Raw genomic sequence first — 15,298 nt, 5'->3', positions numbered from 1 at the left:
CGGGAGGGCAGGCGATGCACAACGCGAAATCGGTAACAGCGCTCGCCTTATCGCTGCCGGTGGCGATTCTCCTGCTGCTGGTGGTGGTGCTGGGCGCGGATCCGGCCCCATCGTGCGCCGCAGCGCTGCCCCCACACGAAGACAAGGCGGGGGGAGCGTCGGTAGCGGGGTTGAACGAGCGGCAATTGCAGCTGGCGCGCCAAGGAGTGGCGATCGGCAAACAACGACAGCAGCCGGAAGCGGTGATCGTGGCGGAGCTGGCGGCCCAAGCCACCGAGTCCACCTTCCGCAACTTAGCGAACCCCGCGGTGCCGGAGTCGCTGCATTACAGCAACGACGGACAGGGCAACGACCACGACTCCGTCGGGGTGCACCAGATGCGCGCGAGCGTCTGGGGCGCGGCGGGAATCGCCGCGTTGATGAACCCCGCCTACCAGATCAACTGGTTCTACGACCAGGCGGCGAAAACCTCTGGCGCCGAGTCCATGTCACCGGCGGAATTGGCGCAGGCGGTCGAGCGGTCCGCGCCAGCCGCCTACGGAGGGCAGCTGGAACTGGCGCAGGAGCTGTACGACATGTTCGCCGAGATCGACGTGGAACCGGCGCCTGCCACTGCGCCAGGACACACAGCGGCGAGCTGCGGGCCAACCGGGACACCACCACCGGCGCCAGCACCGGCGAGCGAGTTCGGTGCGGCGGTGATCCGCGCCGCGCAGCGCTGGATCGGCACCGACTACGTATGGGGCGGCGGGGACGTCGACGGCCCGACCAAGGGCGGGTTCGACTGCTCGGGGCTGACCTTGTACGCGGTCTACCAAGCCTCCGGTGGTCGGATCAGGCTGCCTCACTACACCCAGGCCCAGCAGGACCATCCCTCGGCGCAGGTGGTTCCGTTCACCGAGCGCCAGCCCGGCGACCTGGTCTTCTTCACTGCGTCCGGCGACCCGGACTCCCACCACGTCGCCATCCTCTACGGACGCAACGACCGTGGCGAGGATCTTGTGCTCCACGCTCCGCAAACCGGCCAAACCGTCACGATCACCCCGCTGTCGGCGTGGCAGGGAGAACGGATCGATATCCGCCGCTATGCCGACGAGTCCGCAGGCCGGAGCTGAGCATCGAGTCGGGCACAGCGGCCCCTGACGTCACGCTGCCGCGCGCGGCAACACGAGCGGCCAGGCCGGGGGAGTTCCCGCGATGACGGGCCGGCCGACCAGAGTGCAGGTGCAGGTACTGAAGGCGGTCCAGAACCATGCTGCGCAGATCCACCGAATGGTGGGCCGCGCCGAGCGCGCCTACGCGCACACCGCCACGTCTCCGCCACCGGAGTGGTATCGCGATCTGGAACACAAGGTCCGGGTCCAAGAGGCACTCGAGGCCGCTGTCTTGAGCGCGGGGACACCACCGGAGTGGGTCGAGCAGGTCCGCGAACGCGGCAAACTCGGCATGAGCTGGCGCGCCCAATTGCATTGGCGCGCCACAACACCCACCGACCGGCAGGTCGTGGCCGCACGATTACGAGCGGAGATCGAGCGGGTGCAGGACCTGGCCGCCCTTGCCGCCGCCTACGGCGAGCGCGGCGCGCACACCGAACCCGGCACCGCGAGCCTGTTCGACCGCGAACTGCGCCGCTCCGGTGACCGCGTCGGCGTGCTGACCGCGGTTTTCGACCCCTCGGACACCGAAGCCGAGCAGCTGTGGGGCGAGCACACCTGGACCGCCGCGGCCGACAGCGTCCGCGGCGCCGACGACGGCGAACTCGCCGCGCGGTGGCGCGCGCATGTCCGCGCCGACACCACGATCAGCACCCAGCAGGCCACTGCCCTGGCCGACGCGGGGCTCACCGCACACCTCGCCACCCGCCGGGCACCGTCACCGGCCCAGATGGTGCACCGCCTGCGCGGCCTGCTGCACGCAGAACCCGACCCCGCACCCGCCGACACCGGCCACCAGATCGCCGCCGCCATCGACGCCGCCGCACTCACCACCGGCCCGGAATCCGACTCCACCACAACCACATCCGGTGCGCCCCCAGTCGCCGCCCCGGACCGCGGGATCGGCCCATGACCACCCTGTCGCCCGACGAACCGGTCGGCGTCCGCGCCCGAGCCGACGACACCAGCTCAGCGGCCACGCCGGACCCACAGTCGGCGCCGTCGGCCCCAGAAAGAAGGAAAATTCCTATGACGCAGATCTTCTCGGCTAGCCCGGCCCACAGCGGGGGCCCCAGTAGGCCCGACGCAGATGCGCCGCCGCGTCAGGTACATTTCCAGTCTCCCAGCACCGAAGCCCTCGTGGTCCAGCCGAGCGGACCGGGGCCGCGGCGTCGCTACCGCGCCGCGGCGGCGCGCGCGCCGCATCTGTTGTTGTGGAGCGCGGCGACCCGGACCGAGTTCGCAGTGTGCCGGGGTGACGGCGAGCCGGTGTGGCACGCCAGGTTCCCCGCGGGCCTGGGTATCGCCTCGGACGAGGCCGCGGCGCAGTGTGCGGCGTTGCATGCCATCACCGTCGCCGGCCGTGCCCGGCAACACATCGAGGCGGCCACGGCCGCCCTGCGGCTGGTCGTGGCGTGCGTCGTGGGTGTGGACCTCGACGCGCTGTATCGGGCTGCCACAGCGTCGTCGGTGATGCTCGATGTCGGCGTGGCCGGAGCGGTCAACCCGGCTGTGGCCTGCTGCCTCACTGACCACTACACCCATTGGTCGCAAGTCGATCTCGCCGCCCTCATCCGCCAGCAGCGGGGGCCGGCATGAAAGCACGACTGCTCCTCACTGCCGCCATGATCACAGTCTGCGCGGGGTTGCCCTCCTGCGGCTCCGAGCCTCCGCCGTCCCGCGCCCCTGCCGGCCTCTGTGGTCCTGAACGGTTCGCCGCCCCCTTCGACCACGTGGACAGTTGCTCGGCGGAGGCCGTGGTGGTCGCGGCGATGACCACAATATTCACCTACCGGCCGTCCGCCGAACCCGACCAGCGGATCGCATTCGGTCGCGCGGCGCCGCTCCTAGAGGCCGACTACGCGCGTCGCACTGCAGCGGTCGCGGTCGCGCTGGCACCGGTCACCGCGATGCTGTGGCAGCAATGGGCCGCCGCGGGCGTGACCGTGACCGCGACCGCCCGAGTCACCGGCGATGACCATCCGGCCGATTCCGCCACCCGCGCGGCCCGCGTCGTCGCGGTCGCGCTGGTACCCGACGATCACGGCGCATCCCTTCCACTCACCCTCTACACCCACCTCCGCCGCCCGAATGCCGCTGCGGCATGGCGTATTTCGGCGCTGGAGGTGATGTCATGACCGGCGATCCCGTCGAGGAAGGCGGCCAGGCGGTCCGGCAGGGCTTCATTCAGGCGATGCAAACCGCTCCGATGATGTTGAACCTGATGCAGCGCCGCAATTCCGAGCTGCGCTCAATCGCCGAGTTCGACCGCCGCGCCGAAGACGCCGCGATCCGGCGACACCAAGCCGAGCAGATCCACGACCTCAAGGTCACCGGATACCACACGCGGGCGACCCAGGGCGAGGAACTGCACGCCATGGAAATCCAGGTCAAGCGACGCCAGATCGCGCGCGGCGACGCCGACCTGGCCCGCCGAGCGAACGCCGACCGGCTCGACCGCGCCGACAAGGACGAACTACACACGTTGCAGACGGAGTGGCACGAACGGCGCGAGCAGCGCGCCGCCGAACTCCACCAGCTCGAAACACGGATCAAACGGCGGATCCTCGACCGCGGCGACGCCGACGAGAAGCGGCGCGGCAGCCAGGCTACGGCCGAACGCGGCGAGCAGGCGCAACTGAACGCGCTACGGCATCAGCAACTGCTCGACCGCGCCAGGTGGGAGCAGGAACGTCACGACCTGGACGTGGAATACAAGCGGCTGCTCATCGATATCCGCCGCCGCCAAGCAGGATTCACCGAAACCCTCACCACCAACAACGGCCCCGACACCGCCGCCGCGATGCACGCCGCTGCCGCCTACGCCGCCGCCCACAGTGCTGCGGACGTGTCCGACCCGGACAGCGCCGCGGCCGACGCCTACGACGAACGACTCACCGAAGACACCGGCACCACCGCCGAGGACATTCTCGACGCCGAAATCGTCGACCTCGACCCCCGAACCCGCTTCGACACGGTGGGATTGGACGCGATCGCGGGCCTGACCGACGAACTCGCCGCCGAAACCTACCTGCTGCACCTCGTCGACCCCGCAGACAGCGATCACGACCACGACCCCCGGGCCGGCATCGCCGCCGCGGTCGCCGCCGCCGGACTCCACGACCTCGACCCCCACCTCGGTCTCGGAGCCGAAAACGAGACCGACACGCCTGCTGCCGTGGACCTCGATCGAGACCTCGGTCCGGGAGCCCAACAATGACCGCGGAAACGACCGCCGGCGACGCGGGCGCGGTGACCGCGGTGGGACCACCAGGAGCGGTGCGCGAGGTCCCCCGGGCTCACGTCGAGGTGTTGCGGGCGGTGCAGAACCACACCGTGACCACCGAGCGAATGCGCGCACGCGGCCGACTGCGGGAAACCTACGGGCAGATCTTGCCGACCACCTGGCATCGCCGCCTCGACGCCCGAGTCGAACACCAGCATGCGCTGGTCGCGGCAGCCGCCGCAGGCGGGATCCCGCAACGCTGGATCCATCAAGTCGTCGCCCGCGGGATGCGAGGCACCCGCTGGCACCGGGACCTGTATTTGACGGTGCCCGAACGCGTGCAGCGAGAACGGCTACTCACCGAGCTGCGGGTGCACGCACAACGGATGCGCGAATTCACCGCCATCGCTGCCGGTTACGGCGAGTGGGGCGCGCGCAGCGAACCGGGCACCGCGTCGATGTTCGACCGCAACCTGCGCGCGATCTGGCGGCGCACTATCGCCGTCGCCCACTTGCTCGACCCTCACCGCACGCACGCCGACATGCTGTGGGGCTCGGCCGATGCGTGGGTCCGCGCTGCCGCCGACAGCGCCCGCCGCCACGACACCCTCGAGGCGCGGTGGCGCCACGCCGCACGCCTGGACACCGCCGGGTTCGCCCGCCAAGCCGCCGCGCTCGCCGACCTCGGATTCCCCACAGACACCGTTCCCGATCACCTGACCTCGCCCGCCGACACCGTGCAACGCATCCGCGACCTGCTCACCCACCACAGCATCCCCGCGTCGATCGATGTCACCAGCCCCGGTGCCGCGATCGGTGCGGCCGTCGACGCCAGCGGGCTCACCACCGACCGCCTCGACCCCGCCGAATCCGGCCCAGCGGCCGGCCCGCCACCGATCGATGCCGACCTCGGAGTCGACCTCTGACCTCGCCGGGATGACTCGCCGCGCCGGCCCGACACGACCCCAGCCTCGAAGGACACCACCGTCATGACCACCCCCGCCGACATCCCCCCATGGCAGGACAGGCCGCCGTGGCAGATCCGGCTGCTGCAACAGATACAGGATCTCGCCGCTCAGCGAATTACAGTGCTGCGCAACGGATATGAGACATACCGTGGCTCCGAGCGAGACGCTCTGCGCTCCTGGCACCGAGACCTACACCAGCTCGAGCAGCTGCGGCTCGACCTGGTGGCGCGCGCGATCGCGACCGGGCTGGAACGCCCCTGGATCGACGACGTCCTGATACACGGACACCGCGGCGTCCGCTACACCGACACCTACCGACCACCCCGCACCGGGCAGCCGGCGCGTGAGGAACTGGTCGAAGGGATCGCCGCAGATGTGTGGCAGCTGCAGCACATGGCCTGTCTCGACGCCGCCCGCCGCGAACATCTCTACGCCACAGGAGTATTCGAGGAACCCGACCCCGCCCGGCACACACAGTTCGACCGCAACATGCTCATCCTGTGGCAGCGCGCCGCCACCGTCGCCGACAGCATCGGATTGTCCGACCACGACCGTGACCAGCTGTGGGCCACCAGCGCGAACGGCTGGCAGCGGATCATCGCCGCCACGGTCGCCACCTACAGCGACGACGAGCTGTACGCCCGCTGGCATGCGCACACCGACCCCGCCATCCACACCCAGATCACACGCAGCCTCACCACCGTCACCCCGCACGGCCAACGCGGCCCGATCCCACCGACACCCTCCCAGATGGTCGCCGCCGCCGAAGCCGTCATCACTGCCCCGCAACGCCTCCGGGGCACAGTAGCCCCGCCGGCAGCACCAGGGAGCCGGATCGGCGCCGGAATCGACGCGGCCCTACCCCCCGCACACGCAGCCGCGCCCGGCATCGATGCGGCCAGCCCGCGCGAAACCCCGCCACCGGCGGCCTACGACACCGGAGCCGAGCTATGACCGACAGCCCCTCCAGCGACGAGCCCTTCACCGCGCAGCACGCCGAATTGCTGCGAGAAGTCCACGCCCACGTCTCTGCCGCCGCAGCGATGGTCGACGTGACCGGCCAGACCGCGTGGCCGACGCATATCGCTACCGAACACCGGGCCCTGCTGGCTCGGCTGCTCGCCGCTGGGGCGCTCGCCGAAGACCAGGCCCGCACCGGCGGGGTACCCGACCGGATGATCACGCTGACATGGCTGGCCGGGCACTGGCGGCTGCACTGGCCGAACGTCAAACCCGCCGCCCTCGACATCACACTGCGCGACCGCATCTGGGCCGGACTACAATCCGACATCGGTCGCTTGCAGGACATGGCAGCCCTCCACCGGGCGCGCGCCCACCACCTCGGACTCACCGACGGTGCCCCGGATCCGGACCCGCACAGTACCGAGCAATATACGCGGAACAGCGTCGCGCTCGAGCGTCGATCTCGAGCGGTCGCCGACTTGCTCGAACTCAGCGACGACCAGTGGGCCAGCCTGTGGTCGGCGTCAGTGGATCAGCGGAGAGACTTCACTGTCAGGTACCTGCACCCCGACGCCGCCGAGATGGTCGAGCTCCGATGGACCGTCTACGCCAATCCCACTCTCGAACTCACCTCGTTCGTGACCGAACGCGCGATCCGTAGCCGTACGACCGGCCCCGAACTGCGCCCGCGCCCCATGCCGGATCAAGCGCTCAGCACGAGCGCCGCAACCGATCCCACCACCGCTTCCATGTCGGCCGACGCCGGGCAGCGGTCGGCCACTGACGCGGTCCTGCCCCCTGGCACCGACCGCAGCTGGCACGTCGACACCGGGCCCGTCGAGGAAACGGCCACGGACCGTGCGGCACCGGATACCCCCGGGACAGAGCCATGGTGACCGGGCCGCGGCCGGGCGTGGTGCGCGCCGGATCGATCCCGGCCGAGCAAGCGGCGATGCTGCGCGGCATCCAACACCTCGCCGTCGAGGGCGCACGCCTGCGCGAGCAGATGCACGCCCACGCCGACAACCTGCAGGAAATGTCGAGGATCCTGCACGACGCCAACACCATCGACCGCGACCGTGTCCTCGCTGAGATCGCCGCCCGCACCGCCGGGATACCGGCGGTCTGGGTCGATCACGTACGCGAACGAGGCCGGATGGGACAAGCATGGGACGACCGGCAGATGCTGCCCACGCCCCCTGCTGGGCGGCGACGCCGCAGCGAACGCACCATTGCCGATGACACCGGCCAGCTGACCGACATGGCTGCGGTCACCGTGGTCCGCGACCATCTCATGGCCCTCGACGGCGTCGACAAGGATCCCGAACCCATTCGGGCGCAACAGTTTCACAGGAACATGGCCGCGCTCACCTCCCGGATGCTCCTCGTTGCTCGCGCGATCGGCATGACCAGTCAAGAACGCAGTGCCTTGTGGGATACGCCGCCCGACTGGCAGCACCACATCGGCCACTACCTGCACCACTATCGCCGCGACGACGTCGACACCCTGTGGCGGCGCTACGCCAACCCCGACATCGCCGCCCGGGCCCGCGCTTCCCAAGTCGGGTGGCGCCGCACCATGCGCAAACATCCGCCACCGCCCACCCCCAGCAACGAGGTCCGCCCCCCACCACCCAACTACCTGCTACGCCAAGCCCGCGACGCCTTGTGCACCCTCACCGCGACCCCACCGGCACCCGGCACCGACACCACGATCAGCGCCGCCGTCGACACGCTGCTCCCTGACACCGACCACCACCGGGGCTGGACCCCCGTATCCGAGGACCGCCACGACGCGGCGCCTGCGCCCCGCGAACCCGGCGCAGACCGCGAACCCTGACTCGGCACCTGACCAAACCACCAGTCCCACAAGGGCTTACCAACGAGGAGACGGCTGTCATGACCGAACCCGACCCGGCGACCGACGCGATCCCGCAATGGCACCAGCGGCTGCTGTGGCAGATCCGCCGCTACGCCTCCGAACACCAGCGCATCAGCCGAGCCGGCCCGGCGGGCTACGACGGCACCGACAGCGACGGCACCGCAGCATGGCGCAGCCACCTGAACGCCCTCGAAGCGCACCGCGAGGTCGCCGAACAGGATGCCCTCTCGGCCGGGATCCCCGCTGCAGACATCACCGACGCCCGCGAAGCCGGCATCCGCGGTGGAGCGGCCACCGCGTCCCTGCCCGACCCTCCCAGCATCACGCGCCCCGACGCGGTGAAGGAGTTCTACCTCGACATGCTGGCGGTGGACTGGTGGGAACTGGAACGCATGGCGTTGGTCGACACCGCCCGCCGGATCCGGCTGCCCGAAGGCCTCTACGGCCTCGGCGACGGCGGCGACCGCGCCGTCCTCGACCGCAATATGCGCCTGCTGCACACCCGCGTCACCGCGCTGGCCGCTGCCGCCGCACTGTCCGAGGCCGAGGGGAATCAGATCTGGGGCGACCCCGGACCCGCCGCGTGGCGCCGCTACGCCGCGCTGACCGTCGACACCTGGGACGACCCCACCCTCGAACACACCTGGCGCAGCTACACCATCCCTCTCACCGACCCAGCCGTCCCGCCCTACATCCCCGTCGACGCTGCCACCGGCACCCCCACCGGCCAGCTTCACACCCTTCCGCCCACCCCCGACGAACTCCTCTCCTGGACCCACCACGCCCTCACCACCACGCCCTACGACACGACACAGCCGCCCCATCCGCAGGCGCAAACCGCAGTCGATGTCGCTCTGCCCGCCGCCGACCGCAATTGGACACCCGAACCGTCGCCGAACGCGAGCGCGGACCCGCCCACCACATCCGGGCACACAGCCGGTCCGGCCGGCACCGAGCCCTGACCGCCGCCACATGACAAAGAGGCCACCATGCCACCGAACTCGACCACATCCAGCAACCACACGCATCGAGGAGCGCGCGCATGACCCGCCGTCGCTCGATCCCGGCTACCGAGATTCCGTTGTGGCAGCGGCTGCTGCTCGAACAGATCCAAACCCTCAGCGCCGACTGCACCCACCTCGCCGACACCGCCGCAGACCACGAGAATCCCGACAACCGGCTCGCCGCGGACCTACGACACCTGCACAACAGGCGCCTGGACGCCATCCGGCGCGCCGACATCCTCGGCGTCCCCGGCGCGTGGATCGACCTCGCCCGCCTCCAAGGCGACGCGGGACGCTCGTGGCAATCCGAGACCGCCCTGCCATCGGTCGGCGGCACCCGCGCGCGCCTGCTGGACCGGTTGCGCGGACAGTTGGCCACGCTCGAGGAGATGGCCGTGGTCGATACCGAACGTCATCACCGCCGCATCGGCACCACCGCCCCGCCACGGGAATTGGTCGACATCGCGGCCGACGATTACCTGCGAACAACGCTGCGGCACAACATGAACCTGCAATGGCAGCTTGCCAGCACCTACGCCGACGCCATCGTGGCCGACTCCGACGAACGCGACCGCGTCCTGGCCACGATCGCGGCCGACCGCCCCCACACGCTCCACGTCACCGGCGGCCTGGACCACTACACCCTGGAGCGGAAATGGGAAGCGTTCGCCTCCCAATGGTTCGGAGCCGACGTACAACGGCTGACCGACACCCTCGAACCCGACCCCGACCACCTGCCCGCGCAGCCCACAACCGGGTTCCCGACCCCTTACACCGTGCTTCCCAAACTCAGGCGCAACGACGTGTCCACACCAGCCCGGAACAGTCGACTCCCGTGACCGGCGTCGCGATCGACGCCGCCGTGCCCGTCGACATCGACCGCGTCTGGGCTGGCCAGCACCACCCACCAACACCATTGCCGGAGGGCGCCCCGGCACCGGGCCCGGAACCCTGACGCTCCGTCGCCCTACCTGCGCGCACTGCTGCGGTGACGCTGGCGCCGGCCTCCGCAGCGCACGACCCACCACACATTTCACCGCGAGGGACATCTCCACCGTCACAACACGTCCACACCGTCGTTGTGGCGCGCCGCTTCGAGTTCCGCGAGGCCAATTACGATGTCCGACAACATCTTCCCGCCCCAGCCAGCCATCGGTCCTGATGTACCGGGCCACGTCCCACCTGGTCCCGACACCGACGCCGAGCGTATGCTGCGGCGCCTGTACCGCGACGCGGCCGTGCCGCCGGCACTGCGCGACGGCCCGATCGTCCACACCTACCGCGACGCCGACGCCGACGCCGACCACGCGCGACGTCTGCGCCATATCCAAAACCTTGCCGCAGTCCTCGCCGGTGCGGTCGAGGAGGTCGTCCTCGACGACAACGACGACACCCGATGCGAAATCCTCACCGCCACACTGAACGAAGTCCGACACCAGGCCATAGCCGCCGGAATCCCGTCCGCCGACATCGACCGGGCCCACGAGGTCGGCAGCAGTGGACTGACCTGGACGGAGCATCCGTCACACCGCCTGCTGGGGCGCATCGAACAACTCACCGAGGCGCTCCAGAGGGCTAGTGACGACAACGCCGCACTCGACAGCCTGCTCTCCGCAGCACACCGGCGCGAACTCGACTCCAACCTCACCATTCAACGGCTACACACACGAGTCGCCGTGCGCGACAAAGCGCTACGGGAACTGGTCGTCACAGACAGTGTCGGGACCGAGGCTGGTCCCGGTACCGCGATCAGCGGCGCACTCGACTCCACCTGGCCACCGGAGATCAACAGCACACCAGCCCACTGGGACCCCGCCGCCGAGCCGATACCCAGCGAAGTTCCCCCCGCCGACGGCGGCACGGAGGTCGAACGGTGAGCTGGCCTGAACAACGCCTCGGCTTGACCGACCCGGAGTACTACCGCGACGCCGCCGACGACACCGAGCGCCAGCTGCGCGCGGACTTCGCGCACCACTGCTACCTGCTGGAGCTTCTGCCCTACGCCGAAACCGGCGAGCAGGCAGGCGAATTCCAGCATTGGGCCGACCAGCTGGCCACCCAGTGGGGGCAGCACGACGACCCCCGGTGGCGGCAGCTGTGGGCCGACGCCCACGCCGCCAAAGCCAGCTGGGAATCACGCCTCGACGACGCCCGCAGAACTTTTCGAGAACTCGAGCAAGCCTGCGCGGACAGCGAATCCCTTGCCCAGATCGCTTGGCGCACTGCGCGTCAAGCCCGTGAGATCACCGGCCACGACCACACCACCCCGGTCGCCGGCTCGACCCAAGACACATATCACCGACCTCAGTTCTCGCTATCAGTGAGTGCCGAACCCGCAGCCGCCACCACTGCCGACGGCCGGACCGCGGTGCAAAAGACGCTGGGCGCGCCCCGCACAACGGCACCGGAACGCGACTGGAGCGCGCTGGACCGCGTCGACGCGGTGCTCGCTGCCACCGAGCACGCGCTGGCAGAGGAGGAGACCGTCGCTGTCGCCGAAGAGCGCTCCCGGCTGCTGCCCCGCGAGGTCCGTGAGGCACCCATTCATTGGGACTACAGCACCGCCGCCCTGTGGGAGTCCCGACAGGCCCTGCTACTACGGCAACTACAGGACCTCACCGCCGAACACGCCATCGTCGTCGACAGTTTCACCGAGACCGAGACCACCCCCTCCCTCCAAACGGACCCTGTCGAAGACCAGGCCCGCATCGACCGGCTCGAGCAGCTCCAAACCGCAATCAGCGCAGCCCGCCTCGACGCGCTCCGTGCCGGCGTGCCACAGGCCGAGGTCGACCACGCCTACCTGCTCGGCCGCGACGGCATCCGCTGGAGCGTCGAACCCGGCAGCCACCGACTCGGCCGCATCGCCCAACTCACCGAACAACGCGACCATGCCCGCGCCGAAACCGACACCCTTCACACCCGAGTCACCGAGCTGCAACGACAACTCGACCTCTCAAGCGCACCCGACACGAAATCGCAAAGCCTCTCTGCCACCGAGCCTTCGGCACCACCCGGTGTCGGTGCCGACGGCACGGGTATCGGCACCGCGATCGACACGGCCCTGCCAGAGCGCCACCACGTCGACTGGCACGTTGCACACCCGTACCACGCACCACCGGACGCCCAGCACGGCGATACCGGACGCACCTACTACACATAGTTGTCAAAACCAGTGTGGGACAACGCTATCCACATTCATCCACATGCTTATCCACACCTTGGGAGGTGAGCCGTGATGGCTCGTCGTGAAACCCGGCGCCGCTCCACCGGCGGTCTCGGAGAAGAAACCTGGCTGCTACTCCTAGCGCTCGCCGCCATGGCCATCACGCTGTCGGTATGGCTGGCATTGAGCCTGGGCAGCTGGTGGGCCGGGCTCCCCGTCACCCGCCATCCCGTCCTCGCGCTGCTGGAAGTGATCGGCGGCGATCATGCGTGGCCGTGGCAATCCACCGTGATTCTCGCCGGATTCGCCTGCGTGACAGCAGGTGTGGCGAAGGCGGTGTGGCGGCGGTTCCTGCGCGCCGACGCGATCGACAGCGCGGCCCGCACGATGATGCCGGTCCGGCAGATCAGCGTGGGCCGCCGCGCGGACAACGCCGCCGCCGCACGCCGGTTACTCAAGGACGCGCCGGCCGACGTGCGGGACCTGCCCGGCCCCCTGCTGGGCAAAACCGTGGTCGGCGGCATCGAGTTGTTCCTGCCAGCGGAGCTGGGCATGTTCATCGCGGCAGGGCAACGCACCGGGAAGACGATGGCGTGGGCGATCCCCGCCACGCTGGGCGCGTGGGGACCGGTGCTGGCCACCAGCAACAAGCCGGATCTGTACCGGCACACCGTGGCCGGGCGAGAGAAGCGCGGGCTGGTGTGGCTGTGTGATCTGCAAGGCGTGGACGGCACGCCGCAGTGCAATTTTTGGGTCGACCTGCTGCGGCTGGTCCCGAATCTGCCTGCTGCGCGGAAGCTGGCGTCGTTCTTCGTCTCCGGCGCGTCGGGCAGTGCTGCGCAGGCGGCGACTGCGAAGAAGGACGACTACTTCGACGGCGGTGCCCAGGAGTTGCTGGCGTTGTATCTGTTCGCGGCCGCTCGCGCGCGGGGCGACCTGCTGCACGCCGCGCAGTGGCTGTCCTCGGACCAGGACCAGACCCCGGCGCTGATTCTGCGGTCGAAAGGCCATGCGCAGGCCGCATCCCGCATCCTCGACGCCCAATCCCTGTACGCCCGCCAGCGCGACGGCCTCTACGACATGGCGCGCCGGTATCTCAACACTCTGTCCGACGAAGGCTACGCACGGCTGATCACGCCGCCGGTGCGCAAACGGTTCACCGTCTACGAAGCCGACACCGGCATCGTGGTGCAAGCCGACTTGGAGCCGACGATCAATCACCACCTGCCGGAGTTCAAACCCGACGAGTTCGTGGACAGCAGCAACACGCTGTTCGCGTTGTCGCAGAAGGGCCCCGACTCGGCGACCGCGCTCACCGCCGCACTCGTCGGGCAAGTCCTCGAGGCAGGACTGGCGGCCGCCCGGCAACGCGTCGACGGGCGCCTCGCTGTCCCGCTGCTGGCGGTGCTGGACGAGGCGGCGAACTGCGCGCGGGTCAGCGAGCTGCCGGAGTACTACACCTACTGCGGGGGCTGCGGGATCATCCTGATCACGATCGTGCAGGTCCTCGAACCCGCCGAAGAACTCTGGGGCGCCGGCGGGGTGAGAACCATGCGCGCGCAATCGATCGAGATCTACGGCGGCAACATCGCCACCCCCTCCTATCTCGAGGAATGGGTCCGGGCGATCGACGACCACGACGTCGCCGACCACTCCCGTTCCCACGGCCCCGGCGGCACCAACAAGACCGTGTCCTGGCGCGCGGAGCCGATCCTCAACGTCGCCAAGCTCTCCCGGCTACCCATGAACCGTGCCCTGGTGCGGCTACCCGGCCACGAACCGGTCCTGGTCCGCAAGGTCTTCTGGTGGGACAACCCCGCTCTCAAACCCGTTGTGGCAGAGTCACTGTCGCGCTTCGAGCACCGCGCCACCCCGCTCCCACCCGCGCCTACGCCGCCCGGCGCGGCCGGTGCTGCCGGTCAGACCGGGGGAGTGGAGCTGTGAGCACCCCGGCCGGTTCGCGCCCGGCCGCCGGCGGTGGGGCGCGGTCGGCGATCGCACCGGCGTATGCGGATTTCGTGGTGTTCGCGCGGAAGTGGCTGCTGCCGTTCGTGACCGTGCGGCTGGCGGAAGCCAACCGGGAACAGACCTACACCTGGTGCAGTCAATGGTGGCGCCACCGCGCGGTCTCGGTCCGGATCGCGCACCTGCACACCGCCTTCGAAGCCGCCCGCCGCTCCCGCTCCGGCAGCACCGTCTCAACGTATCTGACCAGCCACATCGACGCCCACATGCGCGTCATCCTCGACGCCGCCAACGGACCCTTACACCGATGCACACGCGCGAAACATGTTGCGCTGCCGTCGTTGTCGGCCGACCCGGTACCGCCGGACTGGTTCGGTGCTCGTCCTGCACCCGCACCCGGCCAGGCCGGCACGACCGCTTCCCACGGTGATGACGGCAGCGCGGGAGAGGGGAAGGCTCAACGGCCGCCGCCGCGGTTCGCCCACTATGCGGACTGGGTGGAGCAATGGCTGCTGCCGGTAACCGCAGTGCGGGTCGCCGGGAACCACCGCGAAGGCCAGTACACCTGGTGCCGGCAGTGGTGGGCCCACCACGGCGTCGCCGTCCGCTTCGCCGCCCTGCACGCCGTTTTCGAAGCTGCCCGCCTTGCCGACGACAAAACCGCGATGTCCACCCTGTTCGTCTCCCACATCGACCCCCACCTGCGCGTCGTCCTCGAGGCCGCGCAAGGACCACTGCACCGCTGCACCCCTGAGAAGCACGTCCCCCAACCCGGCCTGCCCACCACCAGCGTGCCACCGCACTGGTTCGGCCTCGGCACCCCCACACCAGTCGAATACCTCGGCTTCGGCCCCGACTTCCGCAGCCTGCGGGCCGCGAGCATCTGACCAAGGCCAGCGCCGCGTCGGCGGCCGCCGCGTCTGTCGGTCGTGTCGGCCAGCCTCACATCGGTTTCGTGAAAGGACTACCC

At 69.7% G+C, this 15,298-nt stretch carries 15 protein-coding genes; all 15 read left to right on the top strand.

Annotated features, from left to right (window positions below; all coding sequences use genetic code 11):
* Positions 1 to 14: 14 nt before the first annotated feature.
* The 15 genes from IU476_RS31720 to IU476_RS37180 all read left to right on the top strand — a co-directional run bounded on the left by IU476_RS31720 (position 15) and on the right by IU476_RS37180 (position 15,215).
* The gene (locus IU476_RS31720) at positions 15 to 1,115 is read left to right on the top strand and encodes a C40 family peptidase (protein ID WP_228824629.1); all 1,101 of its coding nucleotides are present in this window, start codon (positions 15 to 17) and stop codon (positions 1,113 to 1,115) included.
* Positions 1,116 to 1,197: 82 nt separating this feature from the next.
* On the top strand, positions 1,198 to 2,067 hold the full coding sequence (locus IU476_RS31715) for a hypothetical protein (protein WP_195106001.1): 870 nt from the start codon (positions 1,198 to 1,200) through the stop codon (positions 2,065 to 2,067).
* A gap of 116 nt (positions 2,068 to 2,183) precedes the next feature.
* Positions 2,184 to 2,753 carry a hypothetical protein gene (locus IU476_RS31710; RefSeq protein WP_195106000.1) on the top strand — a complete coding sequence of 190 codons (570 nt, stop codon included), beginning with the start codon at positions 2,184 to 2,186 and terminating at the stop codon, positions 2,751 to 2,753.
* A gap of 173 nt (positions 2,754 to 2,926) precedes the next feature.
* Entirely contained in the window at positions 2,927 to 3,292 is a 366-nt protein-coding gene (locus IU476_RS31705) for a hypothetical protein (RefSeq protein ID WP_195105999.1), read from the top strand.
* Positions 3,289 to 4,374: a KIAA2012 family protein gene (locus tag IU476_RS31700; protein WP_195105998.1), complete on the top strand. Its 1,086-nt coding sequence runs from the start codon at positions 3,289 to 3,291 to the stop codon at positions 4,372 to 4,374. Before IU476_RS31705 ends, IU476_RS31700 begins: the two co-directional genes overlap by 4 nt.
* The gene (locus tag IU476_RS31695) at positions 4,371 to 5,306 is read left to right on the top strand and encodes a hypothetical protein (RefSeq protein WP_195105997.1); all 936 of its coding nucleotides are present in this window, start codon (positions 4,371 to 4,373) and stop codon (positions 5,304 to 5,306) included. The genes IU476_RS31700 and IU476_RS31695 overlap by 4 nt, the downstream gene beginning before the upstream one ends.
* A 63-nt stretch (positions 5,307 to 5,369) precedes the next feature.
* Positions 5,370 to 6,302 carry a hypothetical protein gene (locus IU476_RS31690; RefSeq protein WP_195105996.1) on the top strand — a complete coding sequence of 311 codons (933 nt, stop codon included), beginning with the start codon at positions 5,370 to 5,372 and terminating at the stop codon, positions 6,300 to 6,302.
* Entirely contained in the window at positions 6,299 to 7,207 is a 909-nt protein-coding gene (locus IU476_RS31685) for a hypothetical protein (RefSeq protein WP_195105995.1), read from the top strand. Before IU476_RS31690 ends, IU476_RS31685 begins: the two co-directional genes overlap by 4 nt.
* On the top strand, positions 7,201 to 8,151 hold the full coding sequence (locus IU476_RS31680) for a hypothetical protein (RefSeq protein ID WP_195105994.1): 951 nt from the start codon (positions 7,201 to 7,203) through the stop codon (positions 8,149 to 8,151). The genes IU476_RS31685 and IU476_RS31680 overlap by 7 nt, the downstream gene beginning before the upstream one ends.
* A 59-nt stretch (positions 8,152 to 8,210) precedes the next feature.
* On the top strand, positions 8,211 to 9,155 hold the full coding sequence (locus IU476_RS31675; protein ID WP_195105993.1) for a hypothetical protein: 945 nt from the start codon (positions 8,211 to 8,213) through the stop codon (positions 9,153 to 9,155).
* A gap of 80 nt (positions 9,156 to 9,235) precedes the next feature.
* Positions 9,236 to 10,036 (top strand): hypothetical protein, encoded by an 801-nt coding sequence (locus tag IU476_RS31670; protein ID WP_195105992.1) that lies wholly within the window; start codon positions 9,236 to 9,238, stop codon positions 10,034 to 10,036.
* Positions 10,037 to 10,405: 369 nt separating this feature from the next.
* Positions 10,406 to 11,074, top strand: coding sequence for a hypothetical protein (locus tag IU476_RS31665; RefSeq protein ID WP_195105991.1), 669 nt, complete (start codon positions 10,406 to 10,408; stop codon positions 11,072 to 11,074).
* Positions 11,071 to 12,360: a hypothetical protein gene (locus tag IU476_RS31660; protein ID WP_195105990.1), complete on the top strand. Its 1,290-nt coding sequence runs from the start codon at positions 11,071 to 11,073 to the stop codon at positions 12,358 to 12,360. Before IU476_RS31665 ends, IU476_RS31660 begins: the two co-directional genes overlap by 4 nt.
* 75 nt (positions 12,361 to 12,435) lie before the next feature.
* Complete coding sequence (locus IU476_RS31655) at positions 12,436 to 14,307, top strand: type IV secretory system conjugative DNA transfer family protein (RefSeq protein WP_195105989.1); 1,872 nt, start codon at positions 12,436 to 12,438, stop codon at positions 14,305 to 14,307.
* Positions 14,304 to 15,215 (top strand): DUF4913 domain-containing protein, encoded by a 912-nt coding sequence (locus IU476_RS37180; protein WP_195105988.1) that lies wholly within the window; start codon positions 14,304 to 14,306, stop codon positions 15,213 to 15,215. Before IU476_RS31655 ends, IU476_RS37180 begins: the two co-directional genes overlap by 4 nt.
* Positions 15,216 to 15,298 lie beyond the last annotated feature (83 nt).

This window comes from Nocardia blacklockiae, assembly GCF_015477355.1.
GTDB classification, from domain to species: Bacteria; Actinomycetota; Actinomycetes; order Mycobacteriales; family Mycobacteriaceae; genus Nocardia; species Nocardia blacklockiae.
The sequence above is the reverse complement of the archived record's forward strand: the minus strand, read 5'-3'. Positions and strand labels throughout refer to the sequence as shown.